This window comes from Streptosporangium sp. NPDC006013, from assembly GCF_040614275.1.
Taxonomy (GTDB): Bacteria; Actinomycetota; Actinomycetes; order Streptosporangiales; family Streptosporangiaceae; genus Streptosporangium.
This window is the reverse complement of record NZ_JBEXUE010000027.1, coordinates 1-18214: the sequence shown is the minus strand read 5'-3', so window position 1 is coordinate 18214 and position 18214 is coordinate 1. Positions and strand designations below refer to the sequence as shown.

Sequence of the window (18214 nt, the reverse complement as noted above, 5' to 3'; positions counted from 1 at the left end):
TCCGGACCCGCTGACCTGCTCTGCTTTTTCATCTGCGGGGACGATCCCGACGACGTCTCCCGCGCCGGACTGCGTGCGATGAGCATGGCACCGGGCGCCGCCGTCCTCGGCTGCAGCGCCACCGGGGTCATCGGTCCTCGGCCTCGGCGCGCTGCGCCTCCAGCATCGCCGGGCTGGTCATGCTGCGACTCCAGAAGCCGACCTCCAGCCCGCTCTCCCGCGTGCGCTCCTCGTCCAGTGGCAGGTTGTCGAGGAGGAGCTCGCGCAGCGCCGCCAGCCCGTTGAGGCCGGCCAGCTTGCCGCGCAGGCGCTCCACGATGCGCCGGTGCGAGGAGCGCAGCGCCGACAGCATGATGTCGTCCTTGTCGGCGAAGTAGTGGGTCAGCACGCCGTTGGAGTAGCCGGCCTCCTTGGCGATCGCCCTGGTCGTGGCGGCCTCGATGCCCTCGCGCAGGATGATGCGGCGAGCGGCCTCGATGACCTCCTCGCGACGCTCCCCATGATCGACGATCTTTGGCAACTCGGTTCCCTCCCGAACGGAATCCGTTGACATTGTAGTCGGTCGCCCGTCTATTATCCGCTGAAGACATGAGGAGGACTCGCTATGACCGTCGTAGCCCTCGGGGTGCACATCGTGGACGTGCTCGCCAGGCCGGTGGAGTCGATTCCCGCCGGGCAGGACACCCACCTGCTGGAGCAGATCCGCGTCACCGCCGCGGGTGCCGCGGCCGCGACCGCCGTCGACCTGGCCGCGCTCGGCGTCCCGGTGGCCTCGGTGGGGGCGGTCGGCGACGACGAGCTCGGAGATCTGCTCGTCATGATGATGGGGCGGCGCGGCGTCGACGTGACCGGGGTGGTCCGCAGGCGGGGAGAGCAGACCGCCGCCTCGATCCTGCCCATCCGTCCGGACGGCGGGCGCCCGTCCTTCCACGTCCCCGGAGCCAACCTGGGCCTGGCCGTCGCCGACGTCGGCCGCGAGCGGATCCTCGGTGCGCGCGTCGTGCACCTGGGGGGCATGGACGTGACCTGGGGCCTGTACGACCCCGCTTTCTTCGCGCTGCTCGACGAGGCGCGCGCGGCGGGCACGATCATCACAATGGACCTTCTGTCCAATATGCCGGACCTCATGCAGGGGGTCCGGAGCTTTCTCCCGTACGTCGACTACCTCCTGCCCAACGAGGAGCAGGCACTGCTGATGAGCGGTGCGGGCAGTGCGGAGGAGGCCGCGCTGGCCCTGCTGGGGGAGGGGCCCTCGGCGGTCCTGGTCACGCTCGGCGCGGACGGAAGCCTGATCGCCGAGGCGGAGGGCGTCACCCGCGTTCCCGCCCTCGACGTCGAAGTGGTCGACACCACGGGGTGTGGTGACGCCTACTGCGCCGGGTTCATCGCCGGCCTGGTCGACGGCCGTGACGTGGCCGGCTCGGCACGGCTCGGCACCGCGCTGGCCGCCCGCGTCGCGGGAGGCCTGGGTTCGGACGCCGGCCTGGACGGGGCGCGCGCACTACGCGAGGAGAAGTGATCCCACCGCTCGCGGCCGGACACGGCACCGAACCGCCCGAACCGATCCAGATCTGAAAGGACGACGCATGTCCATCGACGCCAGCCTCAGGGAGCGGGCCGCCAAGGTCGTCCCCGGCGGCATGTACGGCCACCTCAACGCGGCCCTGCACGGCCCCGCCTACCCGCAGTTCTTCGTCGGCGGCGAGGGTTGCCGCCAGCGGGACGCCGACGGGCGCGAGTACGTCGACCTCATGTGCTCCTGGGGTCCCGTCGTGCTCGGCCACCGCCACCCCGCGGTCGAGGCCGCCGTCACGGCTCAGCTCGCCGCGGGCGACTGCCTCAACGGCCCCGGTCCTGTCTACGTGGAGCTCGCCGAGCTTCTGGTGGACACCGTCCCGCAGGCCGACTGGGTGATGTTCTCCAAGAACGGCACCGACGCCACCACCCAGGCGCTGATGGTGGCCCGCGCCGCCACCGGCAGGACCAAGGTCCTCATGGCGCACGGCGCCTACCACGGGGCCGACCCGTGGTGCACGCCCAGTACGGCGGGGACCACCCCCAGCGAGCGCGCGGACCTGGTCGAGTTCACCTACAACGACCTCGCCAGCGTCGAGGCCGCCGCGGCGCAGGCGGAGGGCGACGTCGCCGCGATCATCGTGACGCCGTTCAAGCACGATTCGTTCGAGGACCAGGAACTCGTCGCCGCGGAGTTCGCCCGGGGGGTGCGGGCGCTGGCCGATCGGATCGGCGCCGCGCTGGTGATCGACGACGTGCGCGGTGGCTGGCGGATCGACCTGGGCGGCTCCTGGGAGCCGCTGGGCGTGCGCCCCGACCTGTACGCCTTCAGCAAGGCCATGGCCAACGGTCACCCGATCGCCGCCGTCACCGGTGTGGACGCCCTGCGAGGGCCCGCCCAGACGCTCTACTCCACGGGTTCCTTCTGGTTCAACGCCGCTCCGATGGCCGCGGCCAAGGTCACCATCGAGACGTTGCGCGACATCGACGGCATCGCCCTGATGGAACGCGCGGGCACCCGCCTGCGCGAGGGCCTCGCCGCCCAGGCCGCCTCCCATGGCTTCACGGTCAACCAGACCGGCCCGGTGCAGATCCCATGGCTCTCCTTCGAGGGCGATGTGACCCTGGACAAGGGCATGTTCTGGGCCGCGGCCTGCCTGCAGGAGGGGATCTACCTCCATCCGTGGCACAACTGGTTCCTGTCGGCGGCCCACACCGACGCCGACATCGACCGGGTGCTGCAGGGCACCGACGCCGCCTACGCCAGGCTCAGGGCCCACTTCGGCGCCGACTGAACGCGGCCCCTAGCGTGGGGCGTCCCGCAGCCGGTACCACTGCAGGTCGTCCAGGCGGGTGCCGTCGGGGCCGGGCAGCAGACCGCGCAGCAGGGCCTCGCGGGTGAAGCCCGCGCGCTCCAGCACGCGCTGCGAGGCGACGTTGGCGGGGGAGGTGCCTGCGATGATCCGGCTCAGGGAGGTGTGCTCGAAGGCCCAGTCGACCAGCAGGTTCACCGCCCTGGTGGTGAAGCCCCGGCCGCGGAACGCCGGCAGCAGGCTGTAGCCCGTCATGGCCTGACCCAGCGGCGGGGCCAGGTTGGAGAGCTGGATCTCCCCGGCGAACGCGCCCGTCGCGGCGTCCGTGATCACCGCCTCGACCCCCCCACCGGCCAGTTGGGTCGCGCCCGCCGTGCGGCACCGCTCCTCGACCTGCTCGGCGCTGCGGGGCTCGGGCGGGACGCTGTACCTCACGACGTCGGGCAGGTTGTGCAGTGCCAGGTAGTCGGCGGCGTCGGCGGGGGTGAGCGGCCTGAGCCGTACTATCCCGTCGGTCAGTGAGCCGCCGGGAAAGTCCGGCAGGAACGGCGTCACCCGCTCGCCGGAGTCGCCGCGCAGGCGTGCGAAGGAGACCAGGTCGCGGCGGGTGCCGTCACGCTGCTGTTCGGCCCCGCGCCGAACGCCCTCGTGCCGGAAACCGGCGGCCAGGGCGACACGCTGGCTGGCCAGGTTCTCCACGTCGGCGAGGAGTTCGACGCGCTCCACCCCGTGGCCGAAGCCCCATCCGGCCAGCGCGGCGGTGGCGGCCGTGGCCACCCCCCGGCCCCGCGCCCACGGTGCGACCAGGTAGCCGATCTCGTTGGTGCTCCGCAGGCGGGAGGGCTTGAGGCCGATGTTGCCCAGCCACTCGCCCGTCTTCGCGTCCGCGATGGCGAACGCGGCTCCCCCGCTCTGCCAATCCTGCTCGGCCATCTCCAGGTACTGGAGGGCGTCGTCCCGGGTGTAGGGCACGGGTACCAGGGGGAGGAACCGGACGATCTCCGGGTCCGCGCAGGCGCGGACGATCGCTTCGGTGTCGGTGGGGGCGAGCGGCCTCAGGACGACGGGGCCCGCCGGAATCACATCTTGGGGAAACACACGACAACAGCTACCAGTTCCCCCGTAGTGGAGCGAACCATTTGCGGATCGTCGCTGTCCGTCTGCTCCGGACAGCCGTGTCCGTTTCCCCCGGCTCGACCGCCGCTCCAGGCCAGAGGCGGGATCGGCCGCGGCCGCGCGCCGTTAACCTTGCGGTCATGGGTTTTCGCAGGCATGGGCCGTTTCAGGCCGGGGATCAGGTTCAGCTCACCGACCCCAAGAACAAGCGTCATACGGTGACGCTGAAGGAAGACGGCGTGTTCCACACGCACAAGGGCGGGATCCCGCACAGTGAGCTGATCGGCCGGCCTGAGGGCTCGGTGGTGCGTTCGTCCGGGGGCACCCAGTATCTGGCGTTCAGGCACCTGCTCCAGGACTACACGCTCTCCATGCCGCGCGGCGCGGCGGTCATCTACCCCAAGGACTCGGCGCAGATCGTGGCCATGGCCGACATCTTCCCGGGCGCCAGGGTGGTGGAGGCGGGGGTCGGCTCCGGCGCGCTCACCTGCTTCCTGCTGCGCGCGGTGGGCTCCGAGGGCACCGTCACCTCCTACGAACGGCGCCAGGACTTCGCCGAGATCGCCACCAAGAACGTGGAGAAGTTCTACGGCGGCCCGATGTCGCAGTGGCGCCTGGTGGTCGGCGACTTCGTCGCGGACCTCGACGAGAGTGACGTCGACCGGATCATCCTCGACATGCTCGCCCCGTGGGAATGTGTGGACGCCGCGGCCAAGGCCCTCACCCCTGGCGGTGTGATCTGCTGTTATGTCGCGACCACAACCCAGCTGTCGCGTACGGTCGAAACTCTCCGGGAGCACGGGAGTTTCACCGAGCCCCATGCGTGGGAGACCCTGGTTCGTGACTGGCATGTCGAGGGGCTGGCTGTGCGGCCCGACCACAGAATGGTCGGCCACACCGGCTTCCTGGTCACGGCCCGTCGCATGGCCGACGGGGTGACGCCGCCACCTCGACGTAGACGTCCGGCGAAGGGTGCACAGGGTGAGGAGTCCACGTCTTCCGCCACATGATGACGATTCGGCTACGACGGTTCGTGGGGGAGTGACACGGGAGCAGACCTTCGTGTTCTTATGCTTCTAGCACTAAAAGCACCAAAAGGGATTAATCATCGCACACTTAATGTAGTCATACGAACACTGCTCAGCCAGGTAAGGGACAGCCCTTAGATGGGTAGGGTTTCGAGTAGTCGGTCTCGACTGGGAAGGAGGTGACGCCGTGGCAGCTCGCGACGACGCTGAGGCTCGAGCCGCGCAGCGCGAACGGGAGGTCGCTGACCTCACAACACAGGTCTCCTTCCTGCAGGAGGAGATCACCGTGTTGCGTCGGAAGCTGACGGAGTCTCCCCGGCAGGCCAGGATCCTTGAAGAGCGTCTCCATGACTTGCAGGCGAACCTCGCGGCCGTAACCGGCCAGAACGAGCGTCTGGTGGCCACCCTCAAGGAGGCCAGAGACCAGATCGTCGCGCTGAAGGAGGAGGTAGACCGGTTGGCGCAGCCGCCATCCGGGTTCGGCGTGTTCCTCGAAACCAGAGAAGACGGCACGGTGGAGGTTTTCACCGGTGGTCGCAAACTCAGGGTGAATGTCAGTCCGGCGGTGGACGTCGACTCGCTGAAGCGCGGCCAGGAGGTCATGCTCAACGAGGCGCTCAACGTGGTCGAGGCCCTCGGCTTCGAGGAGCTTGGCGAGATCGTGATGCTCAAGGAGCTTCTCGAGGACGGCCATCGCGCGTTGGTGATCTCGCATGCCGACGAGGAGCGGGTGGTGAAGCTCGCCGAGTCGCTGGTGGGCCAGCCGATCCGGGCAGGCGACTCCCTGCTGCTCGAACCCCGTTCGGGCTATGTCTACGAGCGCATCCCCAAGTCCGAGGTCGAGGAGCTCGTCCTGGAGGAGGTGCCCGACATCTCCTACGAGGAGATCGGCGGGCTGATGCGGCAGATCGAGCAGATCCGGGACGCCATCGAGCTCCCGTACCTGCACGCCGACCTTTTCCGCGAGCACAAGCTCCGCCCGCCCAAGGGCGTCCTGCTCTACGGACCGCCCGGCTGCGGCAAGACGCTCATCGCCAAGGCGGTCGCCAACTCCCTGGCCAAGCAGGTCGCGGAGAAGACCGGTCAGTCCGGCAAGAGCTTCTTCCTCAACATCAAGGGTCCCGAGCTTCTCAACAAGTACGTCGGCGAGACCGAGCGGCACATCCGCCTGGTCTTCCAGCGGGCTCGTGAGAAGGCCTCCGAGGGTACCCCGGTGATCGTGTTCTTCGACGAGATGGACTCGATCTTCCGGACCCGGGGCTCGGGTGTCTCCTCCGACGTCGAGAACACCATCGTTCCCCAGCTCCTGTCGGAGATCGACGGCGTCGAGGGCCTAGAGAACGTCATCGTGATCGGCGCCTCCAACCGCGAGGACATGATCGACCCGGCGATCCTGCGGCCCGGCCGCCTGGACGTCAAGATCAAGATCGAGCGGCCGGACGCCGAGGCGGCCAGGGACATCTTCTCGAAGTACCTCATCGCGGAGCTCCCACTCCACTCCGAGGACCTCGCCGAGCACGGTGGCAGCCGCCAGGAGACCATCTTCGGGATGATCCAGCGGGTCGTCGAGCGGATGTACACCGAGAGCGAGGAGAACCGCTTCCTTGAGGTGACCTACGCCAACGGGGACAAGGAGGTCCTGTACTTCAAGGACTTCAACTCCGGCGCGATGATCCAGAACATCGTCGACCGCGGCAAGAAGATGGCGATCAAGCAGTTCCTGGAGACCGGGCAGAAGGGTCTGCGGATCCAGCATCTGCTGGCGGCCTGCGTGGACGAGTTCTCCGAGAACGAGGACCTGCCCAACACCACCAACCCCGACGACTGGGCCCGCATCTCCGGCAAGAAGGGCGAGCGGATCGTCTACATCCGCACCCTCGTGACGGGCAAGCAGGGCACCGAGGCCGGACGTTCCATCGACACGGTGGCCAACACCGGTCAGTACCTGTAAAAGCGGCACGCGTGCCGATCGACGGCGCGGCCTCCCTCGGGGGCCGCGCCGTCGACGTCTCGCCAGGTTTTTGTCTACTTTTGCGGTGTTTGGTGGCATTGGGGGACTTTGTTGCTTTTTTGACCTGCCGTCACTCGTATTCGGCTGCGCGGCCCCGGCACCACCCGTATCTCCAGTCACATCCATCCCGAAAGTGACCGGAAATCAACAGCCGTCACAGGGAACCCGAATGATCGAAGCGCCGTCCAAGTGGCGTGCGTGAACATTCCGGCCCGGCCGCCAGGTGACCGGCACGGGGTCTCGCGAGGCGCTTCGGGGAAGCGGCCGCCTCGCCGAACTCGACCTCCTGCGCTTCGCCGCCGCCATGGCGGTGCTCGCCTTCCACTACTTCATCGCCTTCGCCTCGGTGTGGGGCGACCGTCCCGCCAAGTTGTTCCCGGCGATCTCCACGATCTCCGGACTCGGCATCCTCGGTGTCGAGCTGTTCTTCATGATCAGTGGCTTCGTGATCCTGATGAGCATCTGGGGCCGGGGTCTGGGGGCGTTCGCCCTCTCCCGGCTGGTGCGGCTCTTTCCCGCCTACTGGGTCAGCGTGGTGGTCACCGCCGCGGTCTACGGGCTGACCGCGGCCACGGCCCTGGACCCCAAGCTCAGCCTCGGCGAGTACGGGGTCAATCTCACCATGCTCCAGCGGGCCTTCGGCGTCTATGACGCCAACGGCGTCTACTGGTCGCTCTGGGTGGAGCTCCGCTTCTACGTGCTGATCTCGATCCTGGTGATCACCGGGGTCACGCTCAACCGCTGCCTGGCCTTCATGGGCGTCTGGCTCCTGGCCGCGGGTTTCTTCGCGGGAAGCGATGAGGCGTGGGTCGAACTTGTGATCATGCCCAAGTACGCGGCCTACTTCGTCGGTGGCATGGCGTTCTTCCTGATGACCAGATTCGGTCCCAGGCTGGTCCTGTGGTGTCTGGCCGGGATCAGTGGCGGCCTGGCCGTCAGTGCGGCGCTCGACCGGGTGGCCGGGCGCGTGGAGAAGGTCGGCTACGCCGCGATGCCCGTGCCCGACTGGGCCGTCGTCGCCACGGTGGTCGGCTTCTACGTACTCATGGCGATGGTGGCGCTCGGCTGGCTGCGGTGGCTGCGCTGGCGCGGCCTGGTGGTCCTGGGCGCGCTCACCTACCCGCTCTACCTCTTCCACACCGCGGCCGCCGTCCTGATCGTCCCGGCCCTGCGGGACACGCTGCCGCCACCGTTGACCGCCCTGGTCACCGTGCTGGCCGCGATGGCGTTCTCCTACCTGGTGTATCGGGTGGCCGAGCGTCCCCTTCAGGAGTTCGTCAAGTCGAGAAGGCGCAGGAAGGCCGCACAGGCGTCGCCCGCACAGCCTCCCGGGTTCTCCTCGATCCCCCTCGCAACGGGCGAAAAGGCTTCGGTGCCATAACTGTCCGACCACCGGGCATAGTGAAGGGTCTAGGGTCGGGAATAGATACCTCGGAGAGAAACAGTCCCTGATGAACAGAGGGTGCGCATGACGGTACGGCGGGTGATGGGCATCGAGACCGAATACGGCATCTCCGTGCCCGGACAGCCGGGGGCCAACGCGATGGTGACCTCCTCTCAGGTCGTGAACGCCTATCTGGCGGCCTCGGCGGCCAGAGCGCGGCGCGCGCGATGGGACTTCGAGGAGGAGAACCCGCTGCGCGACGCGCGGGGGTTCGACCTCGCGCGGGAGGTGGCCGACCAGAGCCAGCTGACCGACGAGGACCTCGGCCTGGCGAACGTGATCCTCACCAACGGGGCCCGGTTGTACGTGGACCATGCCCACCCCGAATACTCCACTCCCGAGTGCACCAACCCTCGGGCGGCGGTGATCTGGGACAAGGCAGGCGAGCGGGTGATGCACGACGCGGCGGTTCGCGCCTCGGCGATGCCGGCCAACGCCCCGATCCAGCTTTACAAGAACAACACCGACAACAAGGGCGCCTCCTACGGCTGCCACGAGAACTACCTCATGCGCCGGGCGACCTCGTTCGCCGACATCGTCAGGCACCTGACGCCGTTCTTCGTCTCCCGGCAGGTCGTCACCGGCGCGGGCAAGGTCGGCATCGGCCAGGACTCCCGGGGTGAGGGCTTCCAGATCAGCCAGCGGGCCGACTTCTTCGAGGTCGAGGTGGGCCTGGAGACGACGCTCAAGCGGCCGATCATCAACACCCGGGACGAGCCGCACGCCGATCCGGAGAAGTACCGCCGCCTGCACGTCATCATCGGTGACGCCAACATGTCGGAGATCTCGACCTACCTGAAACTGGGATCCACCGCGCTCGTCCTGGCCATGATCGAGGACGGTTACTTCACCCGTGACCTCACCGTGGACAACCCGGTCCAGGCGCTGCGCGCGGTGTCGCACGACCCGACGCTCAAGTACGAGATCTCCATGCGCGACGGCCGCAGGCTGACGGCGGTGCAGCTCCAGATGGAATACCTGGAACTCGCGCGCAAGTATGCCGAGGAACGCAGCGTCAACGGCATGGACGAGCCCACCAAGGACGTCCTGGAGCGCTGGGAGTCGGTTCTCACCCGCCTGGCGGATGACCCGATGCAGCTGTCCGGGGAGCTTGACTGGGTGGCCAAGCTGGAGCTCCTGGAGGGCTATCGCACCCGCGACGGCCTTCCCTGGTCGCATCCGCGCCTGCAACTCGTCGACCTTCAGTACTCCGATATCCGCCCCGACCGAGGGCTCTACAACCGGCTGGTCGCCCGGGGCCGCATGCAGCGCCTGGTCACCGAGGAAGAGGTCCAGCGGGCTGTCGAGGTGCCGCCCAACGACACCCGCGCCTACTTCCGAGGCCGCTGCCTGAGCCAGTACAGCGAGTCGGTGGCCGCGGCCTCCTGGGATTCGGTCATCTTCGACATCCCCGGCCGCGAGTCGCTGCAGCGTGTCCCCACCCTTGAGCCGCTGCGCGGTACCAAGGCACACGTGGGCGAGCTGTTCGACCGCTGCCGTACCGCCGCGGAGCTGGTGACGGCGCTGACCGGCGAGTAGTGGCGCTCCCGAGGGGGAGGCTCCCGGCGGCCTCCCTCTCGATCCGGGCTGTCCCCACCTGCCATACGAGGTCCGTGCGGAAGCGGCTGCCCGGCCCGGTGGTGATCGGTAGGTGCCGTACGGCCTGCCCGCCCGGTCGAAAGCGGGCGTGAGGCGCTACGCGTAGGCGTCCGGTGGCAGCCGTGCCGCGGGCAGTCGCGGCCGGGCCAGAGCCACGCCCTCCGAGTGCAGGACCGCCGACAGCATGCGACCCGCCTGACCCATGCTGATACGGGCCGCCGGGTCGCGCCGGAGCAGCCCTTCCAGGACGGGACGCAGCGCTCCCGCCCGTACCGTCGTCTCCGGGTTCCCGCCGGCGGCCGAACCCTGGGGCGTCGGCGCGCGGTGACCGGATCGAGGCGGCCGGCCCTTCACCGCGAAGTACAGGCTCGCCCCGAACGACCACAGGTCGCCCGCCGGGGTCGGCGAGCCGCCCCGTAGCCGTTCCGGCGCGATGAAGGCGGGAGCGTGGGTGAGCGGCAGGGTCGTGGAGGTGCCCGAGTCACGGTGCAGCGCCGCGATTCCGAAGTCGGCCAGCACCACCCGGTCGCCGGTCAGCAGGATGTTGCGCGGGTTGATGGCCCGGTGCAGGACGCCGGCCCCGTGCGCGTGGCGCAGCCCGCCCAGCAACTGGAAGCCGATCCACGCCACCCAGTGGATCGGCAGGGGGCCCATGTGCCGCACCGTCTCCTTGAGCGTGAGGGCCTCCAGCAACTCCATGACGATCCAGAGCCGCCCGTCCTCCTCAAGCAGGTCGTGCACGGAGATCACCGCCGGATGGTTCAGCCGCCCGGCCGAGCGCGCCTCGCGCAGGGCTCGCCGCCGCGCGTCGCGCATGTCCGCCCCGTATTCGCCGAACCGTGGCTGGATTTCCTTGATCGCCACATTCCGCCTGAGCAGGGAATCATGGGCACGCCACACAATGCCCATGCCGTCCTGCCCGATCGGCGAGGTCAGGTGATAACGCCCACCCAGTGGGCGTTCCTTTCCTGCACCTGTTCCCATGAATCACCTGTTGCACATAGAAGCCGGGCCCCTCAGCTGATTCATATTTTCACCTGGAACGGTGCACCATGTGGTTACTTATGGTAATTATGTGTAACAATTCAGTTGCATGGGCATGATGGAATTTTGTTCCGCGTCCTTAAATCCCTATTCTGTAATCAGAAAAATTGCCCAGAAGTCGGCGAACGCGCCGCGAAACGCGTCAGGCCGCGCTGAAACAGCGCACGTCCTCCAGCATCTTCGAGGTCCGCTCGGCACTCAGCCGAGCCCGGGGATCCTTGCGCAGCAACCCGCGCAGCACCGGCTCCAGGGCGCCCGCCCGCTTCGGCGCGCGCGGCGGCTCTCGCAGCGCCGCCACCAGCGACGCCATCGAGTTCACCGTACGGAACGGGGTCCTGCCCTCCACCGCCATGTAGAGCGTCGCGCCGAACGACCACATGTCCGCCTCGCGGGTGCCACCCCTGCCCTGCAGCGCCTCCGGCGCGATGAAGGCCGGCGTGCCCCGCATCGAGGTCGTCGCCGCCCCCTCCGGCGCCGCGAACCCGAAGTCGGCCAGCACCACCCGATCACCGGTCAGCATGATGTTGGCCGGTTTGATGTCGCGGTGGATCACTCCGCCGTCGTGCGCGTGCCGCAGCGCCTCCAGCAGGCGGCACCCCATCGCCGCCACCAGGTCGACCGGGAGCGGGCCCGCCTGCACGAGCGTGTCGTGCAGCGTGAGGGCCTCCAGGAACTCCATGACGATCCAGAGGCGCTCGGCCTCCTCGGTCAGGTTGTGCACCGTCACGATGCCACGGTGGCTCAGCCGTGCCGCCATCCGTGCCTCCCGGACCACCCGCCGCCGCTGCTCGGCCGCGGCGGGTCCAGGTGGCAGGGGTATCTCCTTGAGGGCCACCTCTCGCTCCAGAAGCAGGTCGTATGCGCGCCAGACGACGCCGGTCGCCCCCTGGCCGACGCGGGAGACGAGCTTGTACCTGCGCGCGATGATGGTGCTCACCCCTCAATGATCGCAGTTTTCCATCCGGTAGGCCTACTTGGAACGTTCCCCACCTTCCCGTGGGCGCCGGATAACTCCGGATTCGAGGGTGATGGTGGTCACACAGGGCCGACCAGGGCGGCGGCACGCCCGAGTCGGGCGGTATCTCGTCCAGGAGAACGGGGCGGAGGGGATTTGCCGCGGAGCCCCCGGGGAGGTTTCCTGACGGGAGGTACCCCGGGACGGAGCAGGGGAGCTCCCGTAAAGATCGCGGGACGATCCGCGCGCAATGTCGTCCGGTTCGGGGAAGATATGAGTCAGATGCGTCCCCCAAGCGGAGGTGCCACACATGGCAAGTAAGGACACCGGCGGCCAGAAGCAGACCGGCCGGACCGACAAGGAAGTCGAGGAGACCGCCGCGGCGGAGACCTCCGACGTCCAGGAGCGTCACGAGAAGCTCTCCGACGACGTCGACGCGATCCTCGACGAGATCGACGAGGTTCTTGAGGAGAACGCGGAGGAATTCGTTCGAAGCTACGTGCAAAAGGGCGGGGAGTAGGGGGCCGCGCGGGAAAAGCCACCAGCGAGCGGCCGGAGGTTTCCGCCGGCCGCGAATATCGTCGGAGATACCAGGCGACCAGGCCGTGGGCCGAATTCAGCCGTGACCGAGCACGACCAGATGGACTGACTTCTCACCGCAAGCCCTGTCGCAGCTGGATGAAGAGGGCCGGCGAGGTCAAGAACCACGGCGGCGAGCGCGGCTACCGGCCGAAACCGAGGCATGGCATTACCGAGGGACGTCATCGAGGCCGACGTCGGTCGGACGTTCGCCGAGCGAGGTGGCTTCCGCCCGATCTACCGGGCGGGAGAGCGGAGCGGCGGGAGGAGGGGCCCGGGTACCGGGTGGGTCTCCGGCCCGCCCGCCCGCGTGTCCGGGGGCGGGCCGTGCGGCTCGTGCCCGGCGTCGACATCGAGGTGTGCCTGCCTGCGTGTCCGGGGGCCGGCATGTCGCGACGACCCGGCCACCACACGGATGTGGTCACCCGCAAAGATTCAAAAGCCCGGCGGAGGTGGGTTCGCGCTGAGCTGATCCAGGGAAGTGCAAGCAGGACGGCAAGATGAGTAAGGTCGGGCCTTAAAGGACTGCACCTTTGGAGGGAGTCGCGTGGGATCGCACAGGGACCTGCCCGCCGGCATGGTGAACCATATCTTTACCGACACCGGGAGCTCCTCGTTCACCGAGTTTGTCAGGTCCCATTCGCCGGACTTGTTGCCTGGCCGTAACGAGACTCTGGCGACCCCGGTGGGCGACCAGATCCCGCATGCCACCACGATCGTCGCGGCGATATGCGCGGGTGGCGTGGTGATCGCGGGAGACCGCCGGGCGACCTCGGGAAACATCATCTCCCAGCGCGACATGGAGAAGGTGTTCCGCACGGACGACTACTCGGGCATGGGCATCGCGGGGACGGCGAGCACCGGGATCGAGATGGCCCGCCTCTACCGGGTGGAACTCGAGCACTACGAGAAGCGGGAGGGCCGCACCCTCTCGGTGGCGGGTAAGGCCAACCGGCTCGCCACGATGATCCGCGGCAACCTGCCGATGGCGATGCAGGGGCTCGTGGTCGTGCCACTCTTCGCCGCCTACGACCCCGATGTCGACGGCGGCCGGATCTTCAGCTACGACGTGGGCGGTGGCCCCTACGAACAGTACCAGCACCATGCGATCGGGTCCGGCTCGATCTTCGCGCGGGGCGCGCTGAAGAAGCTCTACCGCGAGGGCGCCTCGCCCGAGGACACCGTGCTGACGCTCGTTCACGCCCTCTACGACGCGGCCGACGACGACTCGGCGACCGGCGGCCCCGATGTGATCCGCAAGATCTGGCCCGTCGTCGCGGTGATCACCGCCGACGGATACCGCCGACTCCCCGACGAGGAGGTGGGTGAGTTCGTCCGGACCGTGATCGACTCCAGAACGAACTTCCCCGACGGCCCCACCGCCCCGCTGCGCTAACACGAGAGGATCACCCCAGGTGTCCATGCCTTTTGGATATGTCTCGCCCGAGCAGCAGATGCGAGACAAGGCGGACTACGCGCGCAAGGGGATCGCGCGGGGCCGTAGTGTCGTCGTCCTGCAGTACGAGGACGGCATCCTGTTCGTCGCGCCCAACCCGTCCCGCGCCCTGCACAAGATCAGCGAGATCTACGACAAGATCGGTTTCGCCGCGGTGGGCCGCTACAACGAGTTCGAGGCGCTGCGCCTCGGCGGCATCCGCTATGCCGACATCAACGGCTACACCTACGCCCGTGACGACGTCACCGCCCGCGGCCTGGCCAACCTCTACGCGCAGAACCTCGGCCAGATCTTCACCGAGTCGCTGAAGCCGTTCGAGGTGGAGATCGTGGTCGCCGAGGTCGGCGACTCCTCCGACGAGGACCACATCTACCGGCTGACCTTCGACGGCTCGGTCTTCGACGAGGCGGGTCTGGTGGCCATGGGCGGCCAGGCCGAGGCGGTGGCCGGTCGGCTCAAGGAGCGTTACCGCGACGGCCTGTCGCTGGCGGAGGCCCTGGAGGCGGCGCTGTTCGCACTGACCGAGCCGGGCGGCGAACGCTTCCCGGCGAGCCAGCTGGAGGTCGCGGTCCTCGACCGGAACCGGCCGCACCGCAAGTTCCTGCGGTTCAGCGGCCCGAGGCTGGAACGCCTGCTGTCCGCCGGGGCCCCCGCGGCCGAAGCGCCCGCCCAGCCCACGCAGCCCGCCCAGCCGGAGAGTCCCCTTTCCGCGCCCGAGACGCCCGGTGCCCCGCCGACCGCGCCCGACGGCGACATCGACACCGGGGCGAGCGGCTGACCGGGCCCGCCGGTCGATCATGAGACGGGAGAGCGCCGCCCTGCCCGGGGCGGCGCTCTCGGTGTGTCCTGGATCACTTCTTCTCCTGACAACCGAACCAACTCACCGATGGTCACAGTCTGTGTGAAAAACGCCACCCCCCGAACCTGGGCCGGGCTCACCCTCCCCTCGGCCGGTCCCGCCGCGCTCGCACTGCTCGCAGCCGTGGTACTGATGTCCGGCTGTGCTGAGACGCCGGCTCCTGCCTCCTCCTCCACCCCCTCGGCCGGAGCGCCCGACGCCGCCGCCTCCTCCAGTCCGGCGGCCACCCCCGAGATCTTCGGCACCGAGTTCCAGGCCGCTCCCGAGCACGACTGGAGCAAGGGCAGCCCGCCCCCCTTCGAGGGGGTCCTGCGCGGCTGGCTCACCGACGTGGACAAGGGCGGCGTGGCCGAGTACCGGCCGATCCGCTTCACCCAGAGCGGCGGCGAGGACGGCCACTTCGACGGCCCCGAGGAAGGCGACGTGACCCGCTACGTGGCGCCCATCGCCGAGGACGTGCTGTTCCTCGCGGACAGTGGCTGCGACGGCTCGTCGCAGACCTACGACAAGGCCACCAACCTCGGCACCGAGAAGTGCACCCGCCAGACGTTGATCGACAACGTCAAGGAGGCGGCGTCCCTGGCCGGGGTGGAGGGCCTCTACCGGCCGGCCCTGATCACCACGGAGAACGGCAGGATCACCAAGGTTGTCGAGATCTTCTGGCAGGGCGGCGGCTGATCCGGCTCACCGAGCCCGGCGCCCGCGCATCGCTCGCACCCGGCGATGACCCGGGTGCGAGACGCGTCCGCGCTTAGCCGCTCACAGCCCGGGGCATAAGCCATACGACCGAAAACCCCATGATCCCTCCCACGAGAGGGGTTCGGCGAATAGTGTGAGGCAATGGATCGTCGCATCTTCGGGCTTGAGAACGAGTACGGCGTCACCTGCACATTCAGGGGGCAGCGGCGGCTGTCACCCGATGAGGTAGCGCGTTATCTATTCCGCCGTGTCGTCTCCTGGGGCCGATCGAGCAACGTCTTCCTCCGCAACGGGGCGCGCCTGTATCTCGACGTGGGCAGCCACCCCGAGTACGCCACCCCCGAGTGTGACAACGTCGTGGAGCTCGTCACCCACGACAAGGCGGGCGAGCGCATCCTGGAGGGCCTCCTCGTCGACGCCGAGAAGCGTCTTCGCGAGGAGGGCATCGCCGGCGACATCTACCTGTTCAAGAACAACACCGACTCCGCGGGAAACTCATACGGCTGCCACGAGAACTACCTGGTGGGCCGGCACGGCGAGTTCGGCCGCCTGGCCGACGTGCTGATCCCGTTCCTGGTCACCCGGCAGATCATCTGCGGGGCCGGCAAGGTGCTGCAGACCCCGCGTGGGGCGGTCTACTGCGTCTCCCAGCGGGCCGAGCACATCTGGGAGGGCGTCTCCAGCGCCACCACCAGGTCACGCCCGATCATCAACACCCGTGACGAGCCGCACGCCGACGCCGAGCGGTTCCGCCGCCTGCACGTCATCGTCGGTGACTCCAACATGAGCGAGACGACCATGCTGCTCAAGGTCGGCGCCACCGACCTGGTGCTGCGCATGATCGAGGCGGGCACCGTGATGCGTGACCTGTCCCTGGAGAACCCGATCAGGGCCATCCGGGAGGTCTCCCACGACATGACCGGGCGGCGGCGGGTCCGGCTGGCCAACGGCAGGGAGGCGTCCTCGCTGGAGATACAGGAGGAGTACCTTTCCAAGGCCCGTGACTTCGTCGACCGCCGCGGCGGCGACGAGATCAGCCACCGGGTGCTGGAACTGTGGGAGCGCACGCTCAACGCGGTCGAGACCGGCAACCTCGACAAGGTCGCCCGCGAGATCGACTGGGTGACCAAATACCAGCTGATCGAGCGCTACCGCAAGAAGTACGATCTGCCGCTGTCGAGCCCCCGGGTCGCCCAGCTCGACCTCGCCTACCACGACGTGCACCGCCGCCGTGGCCTGTTCTACCTGCTGCAGAAGCGTGGCGCGGTGGAGCGGGTGGCCTCCGATCTGAAGATCTTCGAGGCCAAGTCGGTGCCGCCGCAGACCACCCGTGCCCGGCTGCGCGGGGAGTTCATCCGCAAGGCGCAGGAGAAGCGCCGTGACTTCACGGTCGACTGGGTGCACTTGAAACTCAATGACCAGGCACAGCGCACGGTGCTGTGCAAGGACCCCTTCCGCAGTGTCGACGAGAGGGTGGACAAGCTTATCGCCGGAATGTGATGGTCACGCTTCGGCAAGCTCCTTCCATGCTTACCTCCTCCGTATGCCGGTACGGGTAGTGTGGCGCGAACCTGACGTCTGCTTGAGGGATACCTATGCGCCGCCGCAGCATGGCCGTACTGGCCGCAGTGCCTCTGATGTTCGCCGCAGCATGCGGCTCGGGAGGGGACGCGACCACCGGCGCCTCCACTTCCGCCGGCAGCGGAGTCACCGAGCTACAGGTGACCGGGGAGATCGGCGCCAAGCCGAACGTGGCCTTCCCGACCAAGGTCGTCGAGACCTCCTCCTACAAGGTGCTCACCCCCGGCACCGCGGGGGAGACCGCCAAGCCCGGCACCAACGTGGTGGCCAACTTCACGGTCTTCGCCTGGGACGGCAAGGAGAACAAGCTCGCGGGCTCGACCTACGACGAGGGCGGCCCGCAGGTCATCACGCTCAACGAGCAGGTCCCGGAGATCCTCAGAAAGGGCTTCGCCGAGACCAAGAGCGGCGGCAGGTTCATGTCCGTCGTGGGCAAGGACGCGCTGCCCAAGGAGCAGCAGGCGCAGGCCCCCGCGGGCCAGTCGCAGGTCTTCGTGGTCGACGTGGTCGGCGTCCCCGAGGGGAACGCGGCCAAGGGCACCGCGACCGACCCCGGCGTCGCCGGCGTCAAGGTGGAGAGCCCGGCCGGTGAGGCCGCGCCGAAGCTCACCACCAAGACCAAGGAGAAGGCGCCCAAGGAACTCGTCGCCAAGACCGTGATCAAGGGCACGGGGCCCGAGGTCAAGTCCGGTCAGTCGATCCTGGTCCAGTACGCCGGGAAGATCTGGGGTTCGGACGTCGAGTTCGACAGCAGTTGGTCCCGTGGTGCTCAGCCGATCATGTTCCAGATCGGCACCGGCAAGGTCATCAAGGGCTGGGACCAGGGTCTGGTCGGCGTCCCCGTGGGCAGCCGGGTGCTGCTGAGCATCCCGCCGGACCTCGGTTACGGCAAGGCGGGCTCCGGCGACAAGATCAAGGGAACCGACACCCTGGTCTTCCTGGTCGACGTGCTGGCCGCCTACTGACGCTCCTCGCGGAGCGACTCACCCCCGAACCCGGCCGTGCGCGCACGGCC

16 protein-coding genes are annotated in these 18214 nt (G+C 68.4%); 12 read left to right on the top strand and 4 right to left on the bottom strand.

Annotation, left to right across the window (positions count from 1 at the left end; translation table 11 throughout):
• Nucleotides 1-127: 127 nt before the first annotated feature.
• Nucleotides 128-520, bottom strand: coding sequence for a TetR family transcriptional regulator (locus tag ABZ260_RS06880; RefSeq protein ID WP_355613771.1), 393 nt, complete (start codon nucleotides 518-520; stop codon nucleotides 128-130).
• 84 nt (nucleotides 521-604) lie between these two features.
• Here ABZ260_RS06880 and ABZ260_RS06875 point away from each other — a divergent pair, with 84 nt between their 5' ends.
• Together ABZ260_RS06875 and ABZ260_RS06870 are read left to right on the top strand one after the other, a co-directional pair.
• Complete coding sequence (locus ABZ260_RS06875; protein ID WP_355613769.1) at nucleotides 605-1519, top strand: PfkB family carbohydrate kinase; 915 nt, start codon at nucleotides 605-607, stop codon at nucleotides 1517-1519.
• A gap of 67 nt (nucleotides 1520-1586) precedes the next feature.
• Entirely contained in the window at nucleotides 1587-2810 is a 1224-nt protein-coding gene (locus ABZ260_RS06870; RefSeq protein ID WP_355613767.1) for an aminotransferase class III-fold pyridoxal phosphate-dependent enzyme, read from the top strand.
• Between the two features lie 9 nt (nucleotides 2811-2819).
• On the opposite strand, the gene ABZ260_RS06865 is transcribed toward ABZ260_RS06870, so the two are convergent.
• Entirely contained in the window at nucleotides 2820-3911 is a 1092-nt protein-coding gene (locus ABZ260_RS06865) for a GNAT family N-acetyltransferase (protein ID WP_355613765.1), read from the bottom strand.
• 173 nt (nucleotides 3912-4084) lie between these two features.
• Here ABZ260_RS06865 and ABZ260_RS06860 point away from each other — a divergent pair, with 173 nt between their 5' ends.
• From ABZ260_RS06860 to dop, 4 genes are all read left to right on the top strand, one after another.
• Nucleotides 4085-4954, top strand: coding sequence for a tRNA (adenine-N1)-methyltransferase (locus tag ABZ260_RS06860; RefSeq protein WP_350919231.1), 870 nt, complete (start codon nucleotides 4085-4087; stop codon nucleotides 4952-4954).
• A gap of 205 nt (nucleotides 4955-5159) precedes the next feature.
• A complete protein-coding gene (arc, locus tag ABZ260_RS06855) occupies nucleotides 5160-6923 on the top strand; it encodes a proteasome ATPase (RefSeq protein ID WP_350963074.1) in 1764 nt (587 codons plus the stop codon).
• A 283-nt stretch (nucleotides 6924-7206) separates the two neighbouring features.
• Nucleotides 7207-8364, top strand: a complete 1158-nt coding sequence (locus tag ABZ260_RS06850; protein ID WP_350919236.1) for an acyltransferase — start codon at nucleotides 7207-7209, stop codon at nucleotides 8362-8364.
• Nucleotides 8365-8451: 87 nt separating this feature from the next.
• Nucleotides 8452-9966, top strand: a complete 1515-nt coding sequence (gene dop, locus ABZ260_RS06845; protein ID WP_350919239.1) for a depupylase/deamidase Dop — start codon at nucleotides 8452-8454, stop codon at nucleotides 9964-9966.
• 156 nt (nucleotides 9967-10122) lie between these two features.
• Here dop and ABZ260_RS06840 read toward each other — a convergent pair whose 3' ends face one another.
• The gene (locus ABZ260_RS06840; protein WP_355613762.1) at nucleotides 10123-11010 is read right to left on the bottom strand and encodes a serine/threonine-protein kinase; all 888 of its coding nucleotides are present in this window, start codon (nucleotides 11008-11010) and stop codon (nucleotides 10123-10125) included.
• Nucleotides 11011-11212: 202 nt separating this feature from the next.
• Nucleotides 11213-12007: a serine/threonine-protein kinase gene (locus tag ABZ260_RS06835; RefSeq protein ID WP_350919244.1), complete on the bottom strand. Its 795-nt coding sequence runs from the start codon at nucleotides 12005-12007 to the stop codon at nucleotides 11213-11215.
• Between the two features lie 328 nt (nucleotides 12008-12335).
• On the opposite strand from ABZ260_RS06835, the gene ABZ260_RS06830 reads away from it, so the two are divergent.
• The 6 genes from ABZ260_RS06830 to ABZ260_RS06805 all read left to right on the top strand — a co-directional run bounded on the left by ABZ260_RS06830 (nucleotide 12336) and on the right by ABZ260_RS06805 (nucleotide 18164).
• Nucleotides 12336-12545 (top strand): ubiquitin-like protein Pup, encoded by a 210-nt coding sequence (locus ABZ260_RS06830; protein ID WP_030904562.1) that lies wholly within the window; start codon nucleotides 12336-12338, stop codon nucleotides 12543-12545.
• 636 nt (nucleotides 12546-13181) lie between these two features.
• Complete coding sequence (prcB, locus tag ABZ260_RS06825; RefSeq protein WP_350919446.1) at nucleotides 13182-14000, top strand: proteasome subunit beta; 819 nt, start codon at nucleotides 13182-13184, stop codon at nucleotides 13998-14000.
• 25 nt (nucleotides 14001-14025) lie between these two features.
• The gene (prcA, locus tag ABZ260_RS06820) at nucleotides 14026-14838 is read left to right on the top strand and encodes a proteasome subunit alpha (protein WP_355613760.1); all 813 of its coding nucleotides are present in this window, start codon (nucleotides 14026-14028) and stop codon (nucleotides 14836-14838) included.
• A 123-nt stretch (nucleotides 14839-14961) separates the two neighbouring features.
• On the top strand, nucleotides 14962-15597 hold the full coding sequence (locus ABZ260_RS06815; protein WP_355613758.1) for a hypothetical protein: 636 nt from the start codon (nucleotides 14962-14964) through the stop codon (nucleotides 15595-15597).
• 162 nt (nucleotides 15598-15759) lie between these two features.
• Nucleotides 15760-17118 carry a Pup--protein ligase gene (gene pafA, locus ABZ260_RS06810; protein WP_030904553.1) on the top strand — a complete coding sequence of 453 codons (1359 nt, stop codon included), beginning with the start codon at nucleotides 15760-15762 and terminating at the stop codon, nucleotides 17116-17118.
• Nucleotides 17119-17213: 95 nt separating this feature from the next.
• Entirely contained in the window at nucleotides 17214-18164 is a 951-nt protein-coding gene (locus ABZ260_RS06805; RefSeq protein ID WP_355613756.1) for an FKBP-type peptidyl-prolyl cis-trans isomerase, read from the top strand.
• The last annotated feature ends 50 nt before the right edge of the window (nucleotides 18165-18214 follow it).